The sequence below is a fragment of the Bradyrhizobium sp. USDA 3397 genome (assembly GCF_054060965.1).
Genome location: NZ_JBSSDS010000001.1, coordinates 454,023 through 472,854 on the forward strand (window position 1 = coordinate 454,023; position 18,832 = coordinate 472,854).

An 18,832-nucleotide genomic window follows, 5' to 3' on the forward strand; every position below is an offset into this window, starting at 1 on the left:
CAAGGCGATGACCGAGCCGGATCGCAACGAGCAGGCAGCGCCGCCGCGCTTGCGCTCGGTCGTCCACGCGATGATCTGGGCCACCGTGCCCGTTCTGCTGCTGGTGCAATTGCTCGCCTCCGCCGGCGTCGAGGCATCGAGCTTCTGGTCGCAGCTCAGGCAACTCGACGCCCGCATGGCCCGCGTCGCCGAGAGCCGGGCCGAGCTGATCGCCGAGCCGCTCTGGAAGATGCGCTACGACCAGGTCACGGGCGTGCTCAACGAGATCATGCACGACGAGACCATTGCGGCGGCGGCCGTCTATGACGATACCGGCGCTGCGATCGCCCGCGTGGTCGCGCGCCCCCAGGGCCAGTCGGTCGCCGAGGTCTCGCACCCGATCCACTACAGCAACGGTAACATGGCCGTTCAGGCCGGCCGCATCGCCATCGCCTATTCGCGTGCGACGCTGTACGCGGATGCGGGCAGCCGCCTGCTGCTGCTGCTCGTCGTCGGGCTCCTCGCAACGTTCGCGACCCTGATCGCCATGCGCATCTCCGCCAACATCTTCATCGGCCGGCCGCTCGCGGCCATGATGTCGGCGATCCAGCGCAGCAAGCAGGACGGCCGGGCCTATCCGGCCGATGTCACGTCCTCGAACGAATTCGGCCAGCTCGCGCGCGCTTTCAACGCCATGCAGCACACGACGTCGGGCGCGCTGGACCGGCTCGGGCACATGGCGACGCACGATCCGCTCACCGGGCTGCCGAACCGGCGCTCCCTGACCGAGCGCCTCGCCGTGACGAGCCAGAATGGAGGCGCGCCGGATACGCTGGTCGCGTTCTGCTTCATCGATCTCGACGACTTCAAGGGCATCAACGACACCTTCGGTCACGAGGCCGGCGATGCGTTCCTGGTCCAGATTTCGCAGCGCCTTCGTCGCGCGGTCGAAGCCGAGGACTGGGTCGCCCGGCTCGGCGGCGACGAGTTCGTCGTCATCCGCCCCGAGGTGAGCGACGAGCAGGCCGCGCACGCATTCGCTCAACGCGTGCTCGATGCCATTTCCGAGCCGATCCGCCTCCACGACAAGCAGGTGGTGCCGCGCGCCAGCATCGGCCTTGCCGTGCGCCACGCCGACGATCCGGAGCTGTCGCATCTGCCGACGCTCGCCGACATCGCGCTCTATCACGCCAAGAGCAAGGCGCCCGGCACGGTCGCCGTGCTGGACGAAGCGCTCCAGCGCGACTATCGCCGCCGCAGGGATCTCGAGCTCGCCATTCCCACCGGATTCGCCGAAGGCCAGTTCGAGGTCTGGTATCAAAGCCAGGTCGATCTCGACAGCCATGAGGTCGTCGGGCTGGAAGCGCTGATCCGCTGGCGCCATCCCGAGCACGGCGTGATCGGCCCCGGCGAATTCCTGCCGCTGATCGAGCGCAGCGGCAACAATGCGCGGCTGACCCGCTACGTGCTGACCGATGCCTGCCGGGCCTTGCAGCAATTGGCCGCTGCGGGCAGGCCGCAGCTGCGGATCGCGATCAATCTGCCGCCGTCCGAGCTTGCCGACCACTCGCTCGCCGCCGAGCTGCATGCGACCTGCGCGCGCTTCGGTGTCGCGGCATCGATGCTCGAGCTCGAGATCACCGAAGGATCGCTGATCAACAACATCGCCAGCGCCTCCGAAACGCTGCATCGCCTGCGGCGCCTGGGAGCCACGATCGCGCTCGACGATTTCGGCACCGGCTATTCTTCGCTCGCGCATCTGCGCCGGTTTCCGCTCGACAAGGTGAAGATCGACAAGGCGTTCATCAGCGAGATCCCCGACAGCGCCGAGGACAAGGCCATTGTCGGCGTCATCGCCTCGCTCGCCGTCACGCTGGGACTGACATTGGTCGCCGAAGGCATCGAGCGCGCCGAGCAGGCGGAGGCCATGCGTGAGATGGGCGTGCGGCTCGGGCAGGGTTTCCTCTATCAGCGGCCGCAGCCGCTCGAGGCCGTGCTGCAATGGCTCGACGGGCAGCCGGCCGTGGCGAGCCGCGTCGTCTCTGACAGCCCATCGATCACCTCCGAATTCGCCGTCTGAGTTGCGGCTGGGTCACGGCTGCGCCGCGGTCCAGAGCATCGAGAGCCCCGCCGCGATCATGATCGCGTCCATCAGCAGGCGGAAGGTTTCCGGCCTCAGATGCAGCACGAAGCGTTTGGCGATGAAGGCGCCCGACATCAATGAGGCGCCCGCGATCAGACCCTTGATGAAGACCTCGCCGGTGAGCGCGCCGAAACGCTCGAAAGTCACCGACTTCGCGAAATAGAGCCCGAGCGAGGAGGCCGCTTCGGTGGCGAGGAACGCGCCCTTGGACAGGCCGTAGAACAGGAACAACGGCACGCTGAGCGGCCCGGTCGAGACCACGATGCCGGTGAGATAGCCGATCAGCGCGCCGCCGATGGCGAGATGCCATAGATTGGCCTTGAGCTCGTGCCGCGCCAGAAAGTGCCGCACCGGCACCATCGCGATCAGGAAGAGGCCGATGGTGAGATCGACGGCATGCGAGGGCAGTGCCAGCAGCGTCCGCGCGCCGAGCGCCGCCGCCGGGATGCCCGTCGCCGAATAGGCCGCGCAGGCCCGCCAATCGACCTCGCGCCACCACGCCAGGATCCGCGAAAAATTCGCCATGACGGAAGCGACCGCCATGATCGGCACCGCTTCCTTCGGGCCATAGGCATAGACCAGCACCGGCATCAGCATGATCGACGAGCCGGTGCCGACGATGCCGGAGATGGTGCCGGCGACGAGGCCGACGGCGAGGACGAAGAGAAAGGCCAAAACAGCCTCCAGGAATCGGGAGAGTTTAGCCGCGGGCAGCGATGCGGGCGATCAGTCCTACGCGAGGGAGCCCATCGCTCTGCGCATAGGCATGCCGGTCTGGGCGCCGGCCTTGAGGCATTTCAAAGCCGCCGCTTCGCAACTCACTTCGAGCGCGCGTTGCAGCGACACGCCTTCGCTGATCATCGCCGCAAAGGCGCCGACGAAGGTGTCGCCGGCGCCGGTCGTGTCCACCGGCGTGATGCGCTGGGCGGGCGCCCGCAGGCGGGTGCCTTCCGCCGTCACCGCGAGCGCGCCTTGTGCGCCGGCGGTGACAATGCAGGTGAGGTTGCCGGACTTCGCGAGTCCGGCGCTTGCGGCTTCGTAGTCGGCGGACGTCAGGCCGATGGCGGTGGCGGCGTCGCGGGCCTCGTGCTCGTTGACGAGGAGATAGTCGGTGACGGCGAGAAGCTCCGTGACCATCTCACGCGTCATCTGCTCCGGAACGGGTGCAAGGTTCCAGATGACGGTGCCGGAGGCGGCGGCGGTTCTTCGGGCAGCTTCCAGCGCGTGCGCAAAGGGCACCTCCATCTGAAGCACTAGCACGGTGTCCAAATTGAACAGCTCGCTCGCAAGATCGCCGGCACGCGCCGTCATGTTGGCGCCGCTCGCCACCGTGATTGCATTCTCGCCGGCCTGATCGACGGTGATGAAAGCGCAGCCGGTCGGCTCGTCGGCTCTGATGACGCGGTCGGCGTTGACGCCGTTGGCTCTGAGGTTCTCGATCGTGCTGTCGCCAAATCCGTCCCGGCCGACGCGGCCAGCCATGCTCACGCGTCCAGGCCCGGCGATCCGCGCGGCGGCAACGGCCTGATTGGCACCCTTGCCGCCGAAATGCGTCCGGTAGGACGGCGCCAGCACCGTTCGGCCAGGACCTGGAATCACCGGGACCTGCGCGACCAGATCGATGTTGAGCGATCCGAACACCAGGATCATGGCGGAGAGCCCTCAGCCTTCCTCGTCCATGACGCGCAGCTTCTCGACGCGGCGGCGGAAATCCTCGTCGGTGGAGAATTCGGCGGACAGGTACGACGACACGAGATCGACAGCGAGCCACGCGCCGACGATCTGCGCGCCGATGCACATGACGTTGACGTCGTCATGCTCGACGCTCTGATGCGCGGAGTGGACGTCGTGGCAGACCGCGGCGCGGATGCCCTTCATCTTGTTGGCGGCGATCGAGGCGCCAACGCCGGTGCCGCACACCATGATGCCGCGCGCGGCTTCGCCCGACGTCACCTTCGCCGCCACGGCGCGGGCGATGTCGGGGAAATCCACCGGCTTGTCGTCATAGGAGCCGACATCGATGACGTCGTGGCCGAGCTTGCGGATGTGGTCGATGACGGTCTGCTTGAGCGGCCAGCCGGCGTGGTCGGATCCGATGACGAGACGCATTCTTTGTCCTTCTTGATCTTTGCATGACCGCGACAGCCGGGCGCGGCTGTCACGATGTCTTTCCCCGTGGTTCAGCTGCGCATGTCCGCCGGCAGATCGACGCCGTGGAATTTCTTGTAGATGGCGTTGAGCTTGCCGTTCTTGACGTTCTCGGTGATCCAGGCGTTGAGCTTGTCCATCAGCGGCTGCTCACCCTTCTTCAGGCCGATGGCGAGGTCGAAGGTCGCCAGCGGAATCCGGGACTCGAACACGCGCGAGGGATTCTTCACGCCGATCTGGTTGATGATTGTCGCGGACGAGCCGACGCAGTCGACCTGACCCGAGACCGCCGCCGTCACCATGGTGGCGTCGTCGTCATAGCGCGCGATCTTGAGGTCCTTGTCCTTCATGCTGGACAAGGTTGTGTCCTGCGTGGTGCCGCGCGAGACGCCGATCGACTTGTCCTTCAGGTCCGGCCAGTCCTTCACGGTCGACGATTTCAGGCAGCCGACGTCGGATTGCAGCGTCGCATAGCGCTTGGTGAAGTCGATCACCTTGGCACGCTCGGCCGTCACCGACAGGGTCGAGATGATGATGTCGGCCTTGCCGGTCAGGACGTTCGGGATGCGGGTCGCACCGGTGGTCTGGATGAATTCCAGCTCGAGGCCCCAATCCTTGGCGAGGAGCTGCGCCACTTCGACATCGGAGCCGGTCGGCTTCATCGTGGAATCCATCATGCCCGAGGGCGGGATGGCGAGGTCGGTCGATATGCGGATCTTCTTTGCCTTCATGATGTCGTCGAGCAGATCGGCCGATGCGGGCGTTGCCGCGATCATGATGAGGCCGCACAACGCGGCGGCCGTTCCCAGCACTATCTTCTTGGTCATCCCTGGTTCTCCTCTCCCTGTTATGATTTTAGGTTTCCCGTTCCCACGAATTGCGTGAGTTCGGGCGTGGTCGGCGACGTCAGGATCGAGGCAGGTCCGGTCTCGTGGACCTTGCCTCGATGCATGAACACGATCCGGTCGGCGATGCCCTTGGCGAAGCCCATTTCGTGGGTGACCATCACCATGGTCATGCCGTCAGCCGCGAGCTGTTCGATCACCTTCAGCACTTCGCCGGTGAGTTCGGGATCGAGCGCGGAGGTGACCTCGTCGAACAGCATCACCTTCGGCTGCATGGCGAGCGAGCGGGCGATTGCGGCGCGCTGCTGCTGGCCGCCCGAGAGCTGCTCGGGATAGGCGTGCAGCTTCTCATCCAGCCCGACCTGCGCCAGAACTTTTCGTGCGAGATCCTTGGCCTGCGACGTCGCCATGCCCTTCACCGCGCAGGGCGCGAGCGTGATGTTCTGCTCGATGGTGAGGTGCGGAAACAGATTGTAGCTCTGGAACACGATGCCGACGTCCTGGCGTAGCGCACGCAAGTTCACGTCGGGACGGTCGACGCGATGCCCGCAGACCACGATCTGGCCACCGTCGACCTTCTCGAAGCGGTCGATGCAGCGCAGCGCGGTGCTCTTGCCGGAGCCGGAGCGGCCGATCAGGGCGAGCACCTCGCCACGTGCAACGGCAAAGGAGACGCCGTCGAGCACGCGGAGCGCGCCAAAGCTCTTCTGCACGTTGTGGAGCGATACGATCGGTTCGGAGGAGGGGGCGTTTTGCTGCATGTCAGGCTGGCGCGAGGTTGGACCTGCCACGCCCCATCCGCCGTTCCAGCCTCTGGCTGAACAGCGACAGGGGATAGCACATGGCGAAGTAGGTGACGGCGATGATGGCGTAGATGGCGAACGGTTCGAACAGCGAGTTGTTGACGATCTGGCCCGAGCGCATCAGCTCGACGAAGCCAACCACGGAGGCGAGCGAGGTGTTCTTGATAATCTGCACCATGAAGCCGACGGTCGGCGGCGTCGCAATGCGGATCGCCTGCGGCAGGATCACCTTGACCATGCGCTGGGTGCGGCTCAGCGCCAAGCCTTCGGCGGCTTCCCATTGCGGCTTCGGCACAGACTGGATGCAGCCGCGCCAGATCTCGCCGAGATAGGCCGCGACGTAGAGCGTCAGCGAGGCACCGGCCGCGACCAGCGGCGAGACCTTCAGGCCGATCGCGGCAAGACCGAAATAGCCGAGGAACAGGATGACGAGCAGCGGCGTGCCCTGGATCAACTGGACATAGATCGCACTGGCGAGCCGCACCGATTTCAGCGGCGAGATGCGCGCCAGTGCGATCACGAAGCCGACGATGCCGCCGCCGATCAGCGCGATCAGCGACAGACCGATGGTCCACAGCGCGCCCTGGCCGAGGAACATCAGGTGGTTGATGTTGAGATGTCCGCCCATGGTCATCTCACAACGGCGTGCCGAGCCGGCGCCGGCGCGGAAACAGGAGGAGGCCGAGGCCCCAGAAGCCGGCACGCATCACCAGCGACAGGATGACGTAGAGCACGGCGACGATGATGTAGGTCTCGAACGCGCGATAGGTGTCCGACTGGATGTAGTTGGCGACCGCGGTGAGCTCCTCGGCCGAGATTTGCGAGCAGACCGAGGAGGCCAGCATCAGGAGCACGAACTGGCTGGTGAGCGCCGGATAGACCTTCTCGACCGCCGGCAGCAGGATGATGTGCCAGTAGATCTGCAAGCGCGACAGCGCCAGCCCTTCGGCGGCCTCGATCTGCCCGCGCGGGATCGCCTCGAAGCCGGCCCGCATGATCTCAGCGGTATAGGCGCCGACATTGATGGTCAGCGCCGCCACCGCCACCGTGAACGCGGAGTATTTCAGGCCGAGGCTGGCGAGGCCGAAATAGACCAGGAAGATCTGCACCAGCAGCGGGGTGTTGCGGATGGTCTCGACATAGACTTTGCAGGCACCGGCAATCAGCGAATTGTGCGTGCCGCGTCCGACCGCCGCGAGCGTGCCGAGCAGAGCGCCTAGCACGGTCGCGAAGAATGCCAACTCAAGCGTGAGGACGGCGCCGGCCAGAAAGCTCGGCCAACGCTCCAGCACTGCGGGAAAGTCGAGTTGGAGGCTCATCGTTCCAGGGTCAGCCGGTGGTCTGGTTGGTCATGCGGTCATAGACGCGGAACAGAGCCTGGTTGCCGTTGCTGCCTTCGCCATGGGCGCGCGCATCGACATATTGGCTGGTGACGAGCGCGGTGCCGGGCAGGGGCACGTTCAGGGCCTGTGCGTGCTCCTGCACCAGGCGAAGGTCTTTGAGCTGCAGATCGATCCGGAAGCCCGCGGAGACGTCGCCGGCGATCATCGCGGGGCCGAGCTTGTCCAGCATCCAGGAAGCGGCGGAGCCGCCGAGCAGCACCCGGCGCAGCAGGTTGAGATCGAGGCCCGAAGCGCGGCCGAGCGCGAGCGCCTCGCAGATCGCCTGGATGTTGATGCCGCAGATCAGCTGATTGCAGAGCTTGACGGTCTGGCCGGCGCCGGATGCGCCGACATGGGTGATGGTCGTGCCCATCGCGCGGAAGAACGGCTCGGCCTTGGCGAACGTGTCCGCATCGCCGCCGGCCATGATCGAGAGCGCGGCGTTCCTGGCGCCCACCGGCCCGCCGGAGACCGGCGCGTCGATGAAGCCGACGCCTGTCTTCTGCAGGTCCGAATGGATGCGGCGGACGGCGACCGGCGAGATGGTGCTCATGTCGACGATCAGCTTGCCCGGCGGCGGGGAATTCAGCAGGCCCTGCTCGCCGTAGATCGTCGCCTCGACGTGGGGCGTGTCGGGCAGCATGGTGATGACGATATCGGTGCCTTGCGCGGCATCGGCAGGGCTTTTGGCACGCGTCGCGCCTTCCTTGACGCTGTCGGCCAGCGCGGCTTCGTTCAGATCGAAGACGCGGACCGCGTGGCCCGCCGCCTGCAGGTTGCGCACCATCTCCCGGCCCATCGTGCCGATGCCGATGAAGCCGACCTTGCCCTTGTCGTTCCGTCCCATGTCGTCAGTCCGTTTCTTGTTTAATCGGCGTCTTGATTGAAGGGCTGTGCGCGATCAGCCCGAGGCACTGGTCTTGTCGATGTCACCGACGACGGCGCGTCTGCGGTATTCGTCGCCGATGGCGAAATGCTTGCGCAGCGTCGCATCCGCGCGCTCGGGATCGCGCGCAATGAGGGCTTCGAAGATGCGGCGGTGATCGTCGACAAGGTAGGTCTTCATCGACGGGAAGGCCTGCACCAGCTCGCGGCGGCTGCGATGCGAATGCGTCAACAGGCCCGCCATGGAGGCGTGCAGCACGCTCAGCGTCTCCGAATGCGAGGCGACGACGATCGCGCGGTGGAAGTCGAAATCGGCCATGCCGCCGGCATCGGCTTCGTCGATGGTCTCGCCGATCTTCGTCAGCGCGCGCTGCAGCCGTTCGAAATCGGCGATGTTGGCACGTTCGCAGGCGAGGCGGATCGCCTGGCATTCGATCGCGACGCGCGCCTGCATGACGTCGTCGAGCATGTCCGCCTGCTGGGCGAGCGCGAAGGTGAAAAAATCGTTGAGCACCGAGACGTCCGGTCGCGTCACCACGGTGCCGATGCGGTCGCGGATCTCAACGATCCCCAGCACGGTGAGGGCGCGCAGCGCCTCGCGCACGATCGGTCGGCTGACGCCCAGCAGTGTAGCAAGCTCGCGCTCGGAGATCAGGCGGTCGCCCGGCTTGAGCGAGCCGGCAAGCAGGCGTTCGCGCAGGAAGGCAAACACCTTCTCGAACCCTTTTTCGCCGTCGCTCGCTCGCTTGAGCTCCATCCCTGTCTCTTGGTCTGATCTTGGTCAGACCAGTATGCTGACCAGAGCGTCGAGGTCAAGAGGCTTCGCTCTGAGAGATCAGCAGGCCGAGAGAGGTCTGGCGGAGCGCGACCCCATCCGGCTTCATGCTGCGCCGCCGTCCGATTGTCGTCTTTCGCCCGGGGATGGCTCAGCCTTGGGCGTCCCGACCGGCTGTCCTTGCGCTCTCCTGGTGTTCGATAGACGCAAGGAGGTCCAGTTGGCTCGCCAAAGCGAGATAGGCGTTTGAAACGCTCACAAGCACATTGGCGAGCCGCTTCGCCGACATGGCATCATTCGCGCGCGCTCGGTATTGCTCCGCAAGCTTGCGACAATCCTCGGGTTTGAGCATTCAGCCCCCAAAAAGAGCTGAACACCCGCGCTGCACTCCTGGTTCCTAATCGCGAGTCCACGCAGCTGTACAAGCATCGTCGGTTGCGGCTCGCGCTCCGAGTTGCCATCATCCTCGCAAACCGAGATTCTTCCAGTGACCCTCACGTCTCTCCGAAGCAGTGTCCGCCTCCTCTACGAGGGCGCAACGCCGGACGGCGTGCGCTTCCGTTATGCGCTGCTCATCTTCGATATCGTGACGGTGCTGTTCATCATTGCAACCTCTTTCCTGCCGCCCAGTGACATCGTCGAGACGCTCGACGTGCTATTCGGCGTCATTCTGCTTGCCGACTTCTCCGCCCGACTCCTGGTCGATCGGCATCCGTTTCAAAAATTCACCCAGCTCGCGACGTGGGCTGACATGGTCGCGATCGTATCCTTCCTGGCGCCGCTTGCCGGCGAGGCGGGCGGCTTTCTCCGGATTCTGCGGACGTTGGGCCTGCTTCGCGACTACCAGATGCTGGTGAGGCTGCGCATCGATTCCCCGTTCTTTCGTCGCAACGAAGAGGTCATCTTCGCCGTCACGAACCTCGCCGTTTTCATCTTCGTCATGACCGGGATCGTCTACGAGACCCAGAAGTTTCGCAACGACGAGATCCGAAACTATGCCGATGCCCTGTATTTCACCGTCACGGCGCTGACGACGACCGGCTTTGGCGACATCACCTTGTCAGGCACGTTCGGTCGCCTGATCACCGTCGTGATCATGATTTTCGGCGTAACGCTGTTCTTCAATCTCGCCCGCGCGCTCCTCAGTCCTCACAAGGTGCGGTTTCAATGCCCGACGTGCGGGCTCCAGAGACACGATGCCGACGCCGTGCATTGCAAGGCCTGCGGTACCGTTCTCAATATTCCCGATGAAGGGGCGATCTGAAGAGCCCTCGGCGCGACGTGGACGCCTTCGATGGTGACATCATGCCAGTGTTTTGCCCGACGGATCAACTTTGATTTCGGTTTACCCGTAAGTCATTGAGCGGACAGAGGTCGGCTACTGTGCATGGGGTTGTTTTTCATACTTTTATCGGGCGGCCCGCTGCTGACTGCATTTGGGTCACCGCAACACCACCCACGCCGGCGCGTGATCGCTGGCGCCGTCCTCGCCGCGGATCTTCTTGTCGACGCCGGCTTTGGCGAGGCGCGGGGCGAGGGCAGGGCTGAGCAGGAGATGGTCGAGCCGCAGGCCCGCGTCGCGCGGCCAGCGGTTCCGCTTGTAGTCCCAGAACGTGTAGACGCGCTTGTCCGGATGCAACTCGCGGATCGCGTCGCACCAGCCTTGCTCGACCAGCGCGGCAAAGGCCGCGCGGCTCTTCGGCTGGATCAGCGCATCCTTGTCCCATGAGCGCGTCGGATAGATATCGATCTCGGTGGGCGCGACATTGTAGTCGCCGGCGAGCACCACCGGCAGGTCCTGCTTGATGAAGGTCCCGGCGTGGCGCCGCAGCCGCGCGAACCAGTCAAGCTTGTAGTCGAATTTCGGTCCCGGCTGCGGATTGCCGTTGGGCAGGTAGATGCTGGTGACGATGACGCCGCGCACCGCGGCCTCGATGTAGCGCGCTTCGAGATCGGCAGGCTTTCCCGGCAAGCGGTCGCGCGTCAGCACGGGCTCGGCATTGCGGGCGAGGATGGCGACGCCGTTCCATGTCCTTTGTCCACGCCACACCGCGCCATAGCCGGCCCTTTCGATGGCGGCCGCCGGAAATTCGCCATCACTTGCCTTCAACTCCTGAAGCGCGACGACATCGGGCTTCGCCATTCGCAGCCATGCCACCAGATTGGGCAGGCGGCGGTTGATGTTGTTGATGTTGAATGTCGCGATCTTCATCTAGAGCTACCGGCTCTGCCTTTCGTCTCCGGAGATACAATGCCCAAGTTAAGCTTTGCCGCTACCGCCTTCGTCGTCGCGTTCTCCGGGGCCACGGCACAGTCAGCCGAAACGCGCGGCGCGTGCAAGGCGGACTACGACAAATTCTGCGCCGGCATCGCGCCGGGTGGCGGCATCGTCGCATGTCTCAACGCCAAGCGCGACCAGCTCAGCGCCACCTGCAAGACGGCGCTGGACAGCAGAAAGAAGAAATAATCCTTGTGTCCCGGACGCGCGGAGCGCGAGCCGGGATCCAGAAGGCGACACGGTGAACTGTTGAGATATGGGCCCCGGCTCTGCAGCGCACTACGCCGCGAAGTGCGGCGCACTGCGCTGCGTCCGGGGCACGCGCGCGTGTTAACTCGGCAGCGGCGGCAACGCCGACGGCTGTTCGATCGGCGGTGGGGAAGGCGGCTGCCCGGCGTTCGACGCGGGCTCCGGCTTCGTCAGCGGCTCCTCGACATTGCCGCCCTTGTAGACGCGGGCATAGCGGTGGCCGAGGCTGGTCAGCACCTCATAGCCGATCGTGCCGAAATGGTGCGCGAGCTCGTCGACGGTGATGCCTTCGCCGAGCAGCGTCACCATGTGGCCGCGCCGCACCGCGTTCGGCGGCAGATCGGTGATGTCGATCGCGATCAGGTCCATGGAGATGCGGCCCGCGACAGGGCAGCGCTTGCCCGCCACGATGACATCGGCGCCGCGGGTGCCGTCATTGGAGCTGGCGGCGCGGAAATAGCCGTCGGCATAGCCGACTGCGATGATCGCCAGTTTCGTCGGCCGCCGCGCGGTCCAGGTGCCGCCATAGCCGACGGTATCGCCGCGCTCGATGCTGCGGATCTGCACGATGCGCGCCTTGAGGTCGACCACCTGCTGCATGGGATTGTCGGCCTCCGGCGTCGGGTTGACGCCGTAGAGCGCAGCTCCCGGCCGCACCAGGTCGAACTGGAAGGGCGCGCCGAGGAAGATGCCGGAGGAGTTGGCGAGCGCCGCCGGCACGCCTGTGAACTCGCTGGCGATGCTGCGGAAGGCCGCGAGCTGTCTGGCATTGATCGGGCTGTTGAGCTGCTCGGCCGAGACCAGATGGCTCATCACCAGCGTGATGCCGTGATCGCCGGCGTTGATGCGGGGGATGATGGCCTGCGCTTCCGACAGCGTCAGCCCGAGCCGGTTCATGCCGGTGTCGATGTGAACAGCGGCGCCCCCGTTCCAGCCGGTGCGGCGGCAGAACACGTCCCATTCGGCGAGCTCGTTGAGATCGCCGATCACCGGACGGCAATTGATCTTGGCGTAGTGCTCGCCGGTGTTCTGGAAATAGCCGCCGAGCACGTAGATCGTGGGCTCCGGAACGGCGGCGCGCACCTTGCGCGCTTCCTCGATGGTGGCGACGAAGAAGGTCTTGCAACCGGCTCTGCTCAGGGCGCGCGACACCTGCTCGGCGCCGCAGCCATAGGCGTCGGCCTTGATGACCGCCGAACATTCAGCCGGCACCGCGGTCTTCTCGAGCTTGCGCCAATTGGCGATGATCGCATCGAGATCGACGGTCAGCACGCCGCCGAAGGCGGCGAGCGCGGCAGCCTGGTTGGCCTCCGGGGAGAGGGGGCCGGATTGCGGGATTGATTTCGGGGCGGACGCCATTGTCATGGCGTCGTTTTACGCAAGAGACCGGCCCCGTTCAACCCGGGGAACAATCTAGTAGTCGCTGCGGTCCGGCAGTTGGCCGTCATGCGCGAGGTCGCCGAAGCGCGTGACCGAGGCATCGAAGTGCAGCTCGACGGTGCCGGTCGGACCGTGGCGCTGCTTGCCGATGATGACTTCGGCGCGGCCGACCGTGCGTTCCATGTCGGCCTGCCATTTGGCATGCTCTTCGGTGCCGGGGCGCGGCTCCTTCATGGCGAGGTAATATTCCTCGCGGAACACGAACAGCACGACGTCGGCGTCCTGCTCGATCGAGCCGGATTCGCGCAGGTCCGAGAGCTGCGGCCGCTTGTCGTCGCGCGATTCCACCTGGCGCGAGAGCTGCGACAGCGCGATCACGGGAACGTTGAGCTCCTTGGCCAGCGCCTTCAGGCTGGTCGTGATCTCCGTGATTTCCTGCACGCGACTGTCGCTGGCGCGCTTGCCCGAGCCCGAGAGCAGCTGGATGTAGTCGATCACCAGGAGATCGAGACCCTTCTGGCGCTTGAGCCGGCGCGCGCGCGCCATCAGCTGCGCGATCGACAGGCCGCCGGTGGCGTCGACGTAGAACGGCAGCGACTGCAGCTCGATCGAGACCTGCCGGATCTTCTCGAAATCGGCTTCCGTGATGCCGCCGCGGCGGATGTGGGAGGAGGGAATGCCGGTGCGCTCGGCCACGATACGCGTGGCGAGCTGGTCGGCCGACATTTCGCAGGAGAAGAAGCCGATCACGCCGCCATTGGCGGCCTTCATGGTGCCGTCGGCCTGAAGCTCCGGCACGTAGGCCTGCGCGACGTTGTAGGCGATGTTGGTCGCCAGCGACGTCTTGCCCATGCCGGGGCGTCCCGCAACGATGATGAGGTCGGAATGCTGCAGACCGCCCATCTTGGTGTCGAGGTCACGCAGGCCCGTCGAAATGCCCGACAGCTTGCCGTCGCGCTGGAACGCCTTGGCTGCGAGATCGACGGCGACCGTGAGCGCCTGCGAGAATTTCTGGAAGCCGCCGTCATAGCGGCCGGACTCGGCGAGCTCGTACAGCTTGCGCTCGGCGTCCTCGATCTGCGCCCGCGGTTGGAAGTCGACCGGCGCGTCATAGGCGACGTTGACCATGTCCTCGCCGATGCCGATCAGGTCGCGGCGCAACGACAGATCGTAGATGGTGCGGCCATAGTCCTGGGCGTTGATGATGGTGGTGGCTTCGGCCGCAAGCCGCGCCAGGTATTGTCCGATAGTCATGCCGCCGACATCGGTATCGGCCGGCAGGAACGTCTTCAGCGTGACCGGGGTGGCAATCTTGCCCATCCGGATCAGGCTGCCGGCGGTCTCGAAGATGGTCTGGTGCAGCGGCTCGAAGAAGTGCTTGGCCTCCAGGAAGTCGGAGACGCGGTAGAAGGCGTCGTTGTTGACCAGGATTGCGCCCAGAAGGCTCTGTTCCGCCTCGATATTGTGCGGTGCGCTCCGATAGGCGGGAGTTCCGGCATCGGGCGCGAGTTTGAGAACGTTCGAATCAGTCAGTGCCATGGTCGGGCGTGCTTAGCAATTTTCTTGGGCGGATGCGGGGCCGGGATAAAGCGCCGCCGCAGGTCAAAGCGGAAGCAAAAGCTGACCGCTATCAACCGCTCAGTTAAAATGGTGGATGATTAGCAGTCGCAGCACGCGCCGCGCTTGACTGGATTTTGGCGGAACTCGCTCGGCGCAGAGAGCTGTGATCGCGCCGCGGAAAAATCCTGAAATCCGTGAACCCGGGGGGCTGACGTGCAGACCTATCGAGAAGCGCGCGAAATGACGCTCGCTGACCGATTCGGCTCGGCTTCAGACCAGCAGGAGGTAGACCAGCGCAACCAGGGCCGCCCCAACGCCGGTGACGATCAGGGCGTAATCGGTGCGAAGGTCGTCCTGCACGTCAAACGAGGTTTGGGTCTCTTTGCTCATGGCGACGGTCTAGGCCAGGCCCGACCAGACTTCTGTGAAGCAGATCACATCTCCCCGGATTCTTTCGGGTGTCATGCCGGAACAGGCGGATGGGCAGGGGATTATCTCATTCCCCCGCCAACAGGGATACGAGGCGAGCGATGCAGCCAGAACGGCAGCACCAGAACTGGCAAAGCGAGACAGGCAGCCGGCTTTGGCTGTCGGGGCTGATCGCGGCTATGAAGCACGCGGAGCGGCCCGAGGTGCGTCGCCAGCCGGTCGCCCCCGAAATCCTGCTGGAATTGCGGGCGCAATTGGCGTTAACGGCGTCTTTCCGGACGTCCGGGATTTCGACACTTCGTCACTAGGATCCGGACCTATTCACCAGCCAGCTTGAGCTTCGGCATGGCCGCGCCCTCCCGGGCCCGCAGCCGGGCTTCTTCCTGCGGAATATAGTCGCGGGTCATCGGCACCACGCCCTGGCGACGGGTGATCTGGATCTGGAAGTTCATCATGGCTTGCTTGCGGAACGTCATCTCGCAGGCCGCGAGGTAAAATTCCCACATCAAGGCGAAGCGCTCGTCGTAGAGCTGCACGGCTTCCTCGCGCCGCGCCATGAACCGCTCGCGCCAAGCCTTCAGCGTCTCGGCGTAGTGCAGGCGCAGAATCTCGATGTCGCAGACCAGCAGGCCCGCGCGCTCGATCGCCGGCAGCACCTCCGAGAGGGCGGGGATGTAGCCGCCGGGGAAGATGTATTTGGCGATCCACGGATTGGTCGAATCCGGTCCCTGCGAACGGCCGATCGAATGCAGCAGCATGACGCCGTCTTCCTTCAGCAGCTCGGCGCAGCGCTGGAAGTAGGCGTCGTAGAACCTCGCCCCGACATGTTCGAACATGCCGACGGAGACGATGCGGTCGAACGTACCTTCGACGTCGCGATAATCCTGGAGCTGGAATCTGGCCGAGCCCGTCAGGCCCTTTTCGGCGGCGCGCGCATTGGCGACCTGCAGCTGCTCGGTCGAGAGCGTGATGCCGGTGACGTCGGCGCCCGCGATCTCGGCGAGATAGAGCCCGAGGCCACCCCAGCCGGAGCCGATGTCGAGCACGCGCTGGCCATTGCCGACGAGAAGCTTCGCCGCGATGTGCCGCTTCTTGGCAAGCTGCGCGTCGTCCAGCGACATCTGGGGCGTCTCGAAATAGGCGCAGCTATATTGCTTGTCGGCATCGAGAAATAGCGAATAGAGCCGGCCGTCGAGATCGTAATGATGAGCCACGTTTTGACGGGAGCGCGGGCGGGGATTGAACTGCTTGAGGTGCCGCGTCAGGTAGCGCAGGTGCCACCACGGCTTTGCCCACTGCGGCAATGGGTCGGGTTGATCGAGCAGGATCGCGAGGGCATCAGCTATGGTGCCGCGCTCGACCACGAACTCGCCGTTCATGTAGGCCTCGCCCAGCCCCAGCTCGGGATTGACGAGGACCCTCCGCTCGGAGTCCGCAGTGACGAAGCGGACTGCGACCGGCTCGCCGGAGCCGTCGCCGACGGTGAACTTCGACCCGCTCGCGCTGGTCACCGTCAACGACCCGCGGCGGATGAATTGGGACAGAAATCGACGCAACAAACGGTCCATCGGCAATCCTCTCGAGCGAACCCGAAAGATGCGACTACCCGGCCTTTATAACTGACGCCCAGGCGCCGCAGCGGTTCCTATGCGTTTGCATTCAAATCTAGCGAGCCGGTTCCGGCTGCGCTATTGCACTGTGTTCAAAGTAGATATTCGAAAACCGCTTAATCACATCCTTGCGCGCGGACCTGCTTCCATTCGCGGCTCAATCGGTTAAAAGGTGACCGCCGCCGCGCCGGATGCCGGCTGCATTTGCGGAAATTCAACGGAGATGATGGGAATGTCGAGCCGAGCGCTCAGCCTCGCGACGGTGTTGCTTCTGATTGGCTTCGGTGCGGCTAATTCCGTTCTTGCGCAGGCGACGAATCTCGAGGCTGGCAAGACCCCGTCGCAGCTGTTCTCGCAGACCTGCAATGTCTGCCACAAGAGCCCGCGCGGGCTGCTGAAGTCCGTGTCGCCCGGCTCGCTGCCGGGATTCCTGCGCCAGCACTACACGACGAGTTCGGACATGGCGGGCGTCCTCTCCGCCTATCTGATCTCGAACGGTGCCACCGACACCCGCTATCAGGCCAAGGACGCCAAGAAGGACGGCGCCGCGCCTGAACAACAGGGTCGGCGCCAGCGCGCGCAGGATGCCGCGAGGCCGGACGGCGAGGGCGCTGCTTCTGCCGCCGAGGGTACGCGCCAGAAGCGTGCGGCGCGGCCGGCCGAGGAGGGTGCCAAGCCGGAGGGAGAGGCTGCGCCCGAGGCACGCAAAGGCAAGCGGCGCGCCAAGCCCGACACGGAGGAAGCCCCGAAGGTCGATGCCGCGGCGCCGGCGAGCGACGACAAGAAGAGCGAGCCGAAGCCGGAGCCCGTCAAGCCTGACAGCGCCAAGGTCGAGCCGCGCAGCGAGACGCCGGCGCTGCGGCCAGATCCGGTCCCGCAGGTGACGCCGGCCGCTCCAGCCGCCGCCAAGCCCGCTGAGCCGGCCGCGCCCAAGCCGGTGGAAGAGGCTGCTCCGAAACCTGCCGAGCCGGCCCCCGCGGCCAAACCGCAGGAACAGGCGCCGCCCGCGACCGCTGCAGCCCCGCCGCCGCCGGCGCCGCCTGCGTCCTCCGGTCCGCCGGCGCCGCCGATCTCGCGCTAAGTCACCCGGATCTTTCGATCGACGATGCGAAGGCGCCCATCCGCGGCCTTCGCATCGTCTTGACCGTCATTAGAGTAGTGCTCTAGAGTATTGCTCTAGGAGGCGCCCATGACGGCGAGCGTACGAGACGATCTGTTGGCGGCCGGCCTTGCCGTGTTCGACCGCGTCGGCTTCGAAGCCGCGACGGTGGCTGCGATCCGCACCCGCGCGCGGGCTTCCAACGGCAGCTTCTTCCACGTCTTCGGTTCGAAGAAAGAACTTGCCGGTGCGTTGTTTCTGGAGGTCCTGCGGCACTATCACGCCGCGATACTGGCTGCGCTCGATCCCGGCCCCGACGCCGAGCAGGGCATCGATCGCCTGATCCGGGCGCATCTCGACTGGATCGTCACCAGCCGGCGCGAGGCGCGCTACCTCTTCGAGATCTCGCGCAGCGAGTGGGGCGAAGACGTGCGCGACGCCCAGCGGGCGCAGAATGCGCGGCTTGCCGAAGGCATTGAGCGCTGGCGCGCGCCGCTTGTCGCAAGCGGCGAACTTCTCCCGATGACGCCGGTGATGTTCGTTAGCCAGCTGATCGGTCCGGCGCAGATTTTCTGCCGCGCCTATCTGTCGGGTCGCGAGCGCACCGATCCGCGCATCGAGGCGGACACGCTGATCGCCTGCGCCAATCGTGCGCTGAGGCCGTTCGATCGCATCAACAAGCAATAAGGGGAGATCGCATGCGGGCCGAAGCTGATCCGGAATTTGCGCCGATTGCCGAGCGCATCCACGCCAATATCGGCCGGCAGGGTTTCATGAACCTGGTCGGCGCCGAGCTCTCCGAATTGGCGCGCGGCACCTGCACCATCGCCGTGGAGCGCCGGCCGGAGCTGTTACAGCAGCACGGCTTCTTCCATGGCGGCGTCACCGCCTTCCTGGTCGACAACGCCACCACGATCGCAGCCGCCACGTCGCGCGGCCAGCCGGCGTTGACAGCGGAATACAAGCTCAATCTGCTGTCGCCTGCGGTCGGCGAAAAGCTGATCTGCCGCGCCCGGGTGATCAAGCCGGGCCGCCAGGTCGCGGTGGTCGCCGCCGACGTGTTCTGCGTCAGCGACGGCGTCGAGAAGCATACGGCCACCGCGCTGGCCTCGATCGCGATGCTGAGCGAGGACGTCGTTGCGAAAACGAAAAGCCCGGCCGCGTGAGGCAGCCGGGCTCCGTTGTTTCTTCGTCATTGCCGGGCTTGACCCGGCAATCCATCAAGAAAGCTTCTTTGACGATGGATGCGCGGGTCAAGCCCGCGCAT

At 65.3% G+C, this 18,832-nt stretch carries 19 protein-coding genes and 1 pseudogene; 7 read left to right on the forward strand and 13 right to left on the reverse strand.

Features of this window, described 5'->3' with window-relative positions; genetic code table 11:
• The first annotated feature begins 7 nt into the window (after nt 1-7).
• Nucleotides 8-2,059 carry a putative bifunctional diguanylate cyclase/phosphodiesterase gene (locus tag ACVWYQ_RS02090; RefSeq protein WP_404546235.1) on the forward strand — a complete coding sequence of 684 codons (2,052 nt, stop codon included), beginning with the start codon at nt 8-10 and terminating at the stop codon, nt 2,057-2,059.
• 12 nt (nt 2,060-2,071) lie between these two features.
• Here ACVWYQ_RS02090 and ACVWYQ_RS02095 read toward each other — a convergent pair whose 3' ends face one another.
• The 9 genes and pseudogenes from ACVWYQ_RS02095 to ACVWYQ_RS02135 all read right to left on the reverse strand — a co-directional run bounded on the left by ACVWYQ_RS02095 (nt 2,072) and on the right by ACVWYQ_RS02135 (nt 8,942).
• On the reverse strand, nt 2,072-2,797 hold the full coding sequence (locus ACVWYQ_RS02095) for a sulfite exporter TauE/SafE family protein (protein ID WP_271547062.1): 726 nt from the start codon (nt 2,795-2,797) through the stop codon (nt 2,072-2,074).
• 57 nt (nt 2,798-2,854) lie between these two features.
• Nucleotides 2,855-3,772, reverse strand: coding sequence for a ribokinase (locus ACVWYQ_RS02100; protein ID WP_404541609.1), 918 nt, complete (start codon nt 3,770-3,772; stop codon nt 2,855-2,857).
• 12 nt (nt 3,773-3,784) lie between these two features.
• A complete protein-coding gene (gene rpiB / locus ACVWYQ_RS02105; RefSeq protein ID WP_157284566.1) occupies nt 3,785-4,231 on the reverse strand; it encodes a ribose 5-phosphate isomerase B in 447 nt (148 codons plus the stop codon).
• A 71-nt stretch (nt 4,232-4,302) separates the two neighbouring features.
• Nucleotides 4,303-5,097 carry a transporter substrate-binding domain-containing protein gene (locus tag ACVWYQ_RS02110; RefSeq protein WP_404541607.1) on the reverse strand — a complete coding sequence of 265 codons (795 nt, stop codon included), beginning with the start codon at nt 5,095-5,097 and terminating at the stop codon, nt 4,303-4,305.
• A 20-nt stretch (nt 5,098-5,117) separates the two neighbouring features.
• Nucleotides 5,118-5,876 carry an amino acid ABC transporter ATP-binding protein gene (locus tag ACVWYQ_RS02115; protein ID WP_036000768.1) on the reverse strand — a complete coding sequence of 253 codons (759 nt, stop codon included), beginning with the start codon at nt 5,874-5,876 and terminating at the stop codon, nt 5,118-5,120.
• Nucleotide 5,877: 1 nt separating this feature from the next.
• The gene (locus ACVWYQ_RS02120) at nt 5,878-6,546 is read right to left on the reverse strand and encodes an amino acid ABC transporter permease (RefSeq protein ID WP_036034095.1); all 669 of its coding nucleotides are present in this window, start codon (nt 6,544-6,546) and stop codon (nt 5,878-5,880) included.
• Nucleotides 6,547-6,553: 7 nt separating this feature from the next.
• Nucleotides 6,554-7,237 (reverse strand): amino acid ABC transporter permease, encoded by a 684-nt coding sequence (locus tag ACVWYQ_RS02125; protein WP_157284570.1) that lies wholly within the window; start codon nt 7,235-7,237, stop codon nt 6,554-6,556.
• Nucleotides 7,238-7,247: 10 nt separating this feature from the next.
• A pseudogene (locus ACVWYQ_RS02130) lies at nt 7,248-8,150 on the reverse strand (NAD(P)-dependent oxidoreductase); the annotation flags it as partial.
• A gap of 51 nt (nt 8,151-8,201) precedes the next feature.
• Nucleotides 8,202-8,942: a FadR/GntR family transcriptional regulator gene (locus ACVWYQ_RS02135; protein ID WP_404541604.1), complete on the reverse strand. Its 741-nt coding sequence runs from the start codon at nt 8,940-8,942 to the stop codon at nt 8,202-8,204.
• A gap of 505 nt (nt 8,943-9,447) precedes the next feature.
• Between ACVWYQ_RS02135 and ACVWYQ_RS02140 the strand changes: the two genes are divergently transcribed.
• The gene (locus ACVWYQ_RS02140; RefSeq protein WP_456725385.1) at nt 9,448-10,224 is read left to right on the forward strand and encodes a potassium channel family protein; all 777 of its coding nucleotides are present in this window, start codon (nt 9,448-9,450) and stop codon (nt 10,222-10,224) included.
• Nucleotides 10,225-10,401: 177 nt separating this feature from the next.
• On the opposite strand, the gene ACVWYQ_RS02145 is transcribed toward ACVWYQ_RS02140, so the two are convergent.
• Nucleotides 10,402-11,172 (reverse strand): exodeoxyribonuclease III, encoded by a 771-nt coding sequence (locus ACVWYQ_RS02145; RefSeq protein ID WP_404541599.1) that lies wholly within the window; start codon nt 11,170-11,172, stop codon nt 10,402-10,404.
• Between the two features lie 39 nt (nt 11,173-11,211).
• Here ACVWYQ_RS02145 and ACVWYQ_RS02150 point away from each other — a divergent pair, with 39 nt between their 5' ends.
• Entirely contained in the window at nt 11,212-11,427 is a 216-nt protein-coding gene (locus ACVWYQ_RS02150; RefSeq protein ID WP_404541597.1) for a hypothetical protein, read from the forward strand.
• Between the two features lie 141 nt (nt 11,428-11,568).
• On the opposite strand, the gene alr is transcribed toward ACVWYQ_RS02150, so the two are convergent.
• Together alr and ACVWYQ_RS02160 are read right to left on the reverse strand one after the other, a co-directional pair.
• Nucleotides 11,569-12,846 (reverse strand): alanine racemase, encoded by a 1,278-nt coding sequence (alr, locus tag ACVWYQ_RS02155; RefSeq protein WP_404546233.1) that lies wholly within the window; start codon nt 12,844-12,846, stop codon nt 11,569-11,571.
• A gap of 54 nt (nt 12,847-12,900) precedes the next feature.
• Complete coding sequence (locus ACVWYQ_RS02160; RefSeq protein ID WP_036000744.1) at nt 12,901-14,406, reverse strand: replicative DNA helicase; 1,506 nt, start codon at nt 14,404-14,406, stop codon at nt 12,901-12,903.
• 551 nt (nt 14,407-14,957) lie between these two features.
• Here ACVWYQ_RS02160 and ACVWYQ_RS02165 point away from each other — a divergent pair.
• Nucleotides 14,958-15,164, forward strand: a complete 207-nt coding sequence (locus tag ACVWYQ_RS02165) for a transcriptional regulator (RefSeq protein WP_404541594.1) — start codon at nt 14,958-14,960, stop codon at nt 15,162-15,164.
• Nucleotides 15,165-15,173: 9 nt separating this feature from the next.
• On the opposite strand, the gene ACVWYQ_RS02170 is transcribed toward ACVWYQ_RS02165, so the two are convergent.
• Entirely contained in the window at nt 15,174-16,424 is a 1,251-nt protein-coding gene (locus ACVWYQ_RS02170) for a class I SAM-dependent methyltransferase (RefSeq protein WP_404541592.1), read from the reverse strand.
• 274 nt (nt 16,425-16,698) lie between these two features.
• Between ACVWYQ_RS02170 and ACVWYQ_RS02175 the strand changes: the two genes are divergently transcribed.
• The 3 genes from ACVWYQ_RS02175 (at nt 16,699) to ACVWYQ_RS02185 (ending at nt 18,731) form a co-directional block, all read left to right on the forward strand.
• Entirely contained in the window at nt 16,699-17,547 is an 849-nt protein-coding gene (locus ACVWYQ_RS02175) for a prolipoprotein diacylglyceryl transferase (RefSeq protein ID WP_271547043.1), read from the forward strand.
• Nucleotides 17,548-17,655: 108 nt separating this feature from the next.
• A complete protein-coding gene (locus ACVWYQ_RS02180; RefSeq protein WP_404541588.1) occupies nt 17,656-18,252 on the forward strand; it encodes a TetR/AcrR family transcriptional regulator in 597 nt (198 codons plus the stop codon).
• Nucleotides 18,253-18,263: 11 nt separating this feature from the next.
• Nucleotides 18,264-18,731 (forward strand): PaaI family thioesterase, encoded by a 468-nt coding sequence (locus ACVWYQ_RS02185; RefSeq protein WP_404541585.1) that lies wholly within the window; start codon nt 18,264-18,266, stop codon nt 18,729-18,731.
• Nucleotides 18,732-18,832 lie beyond the last annotated feature (101 nt).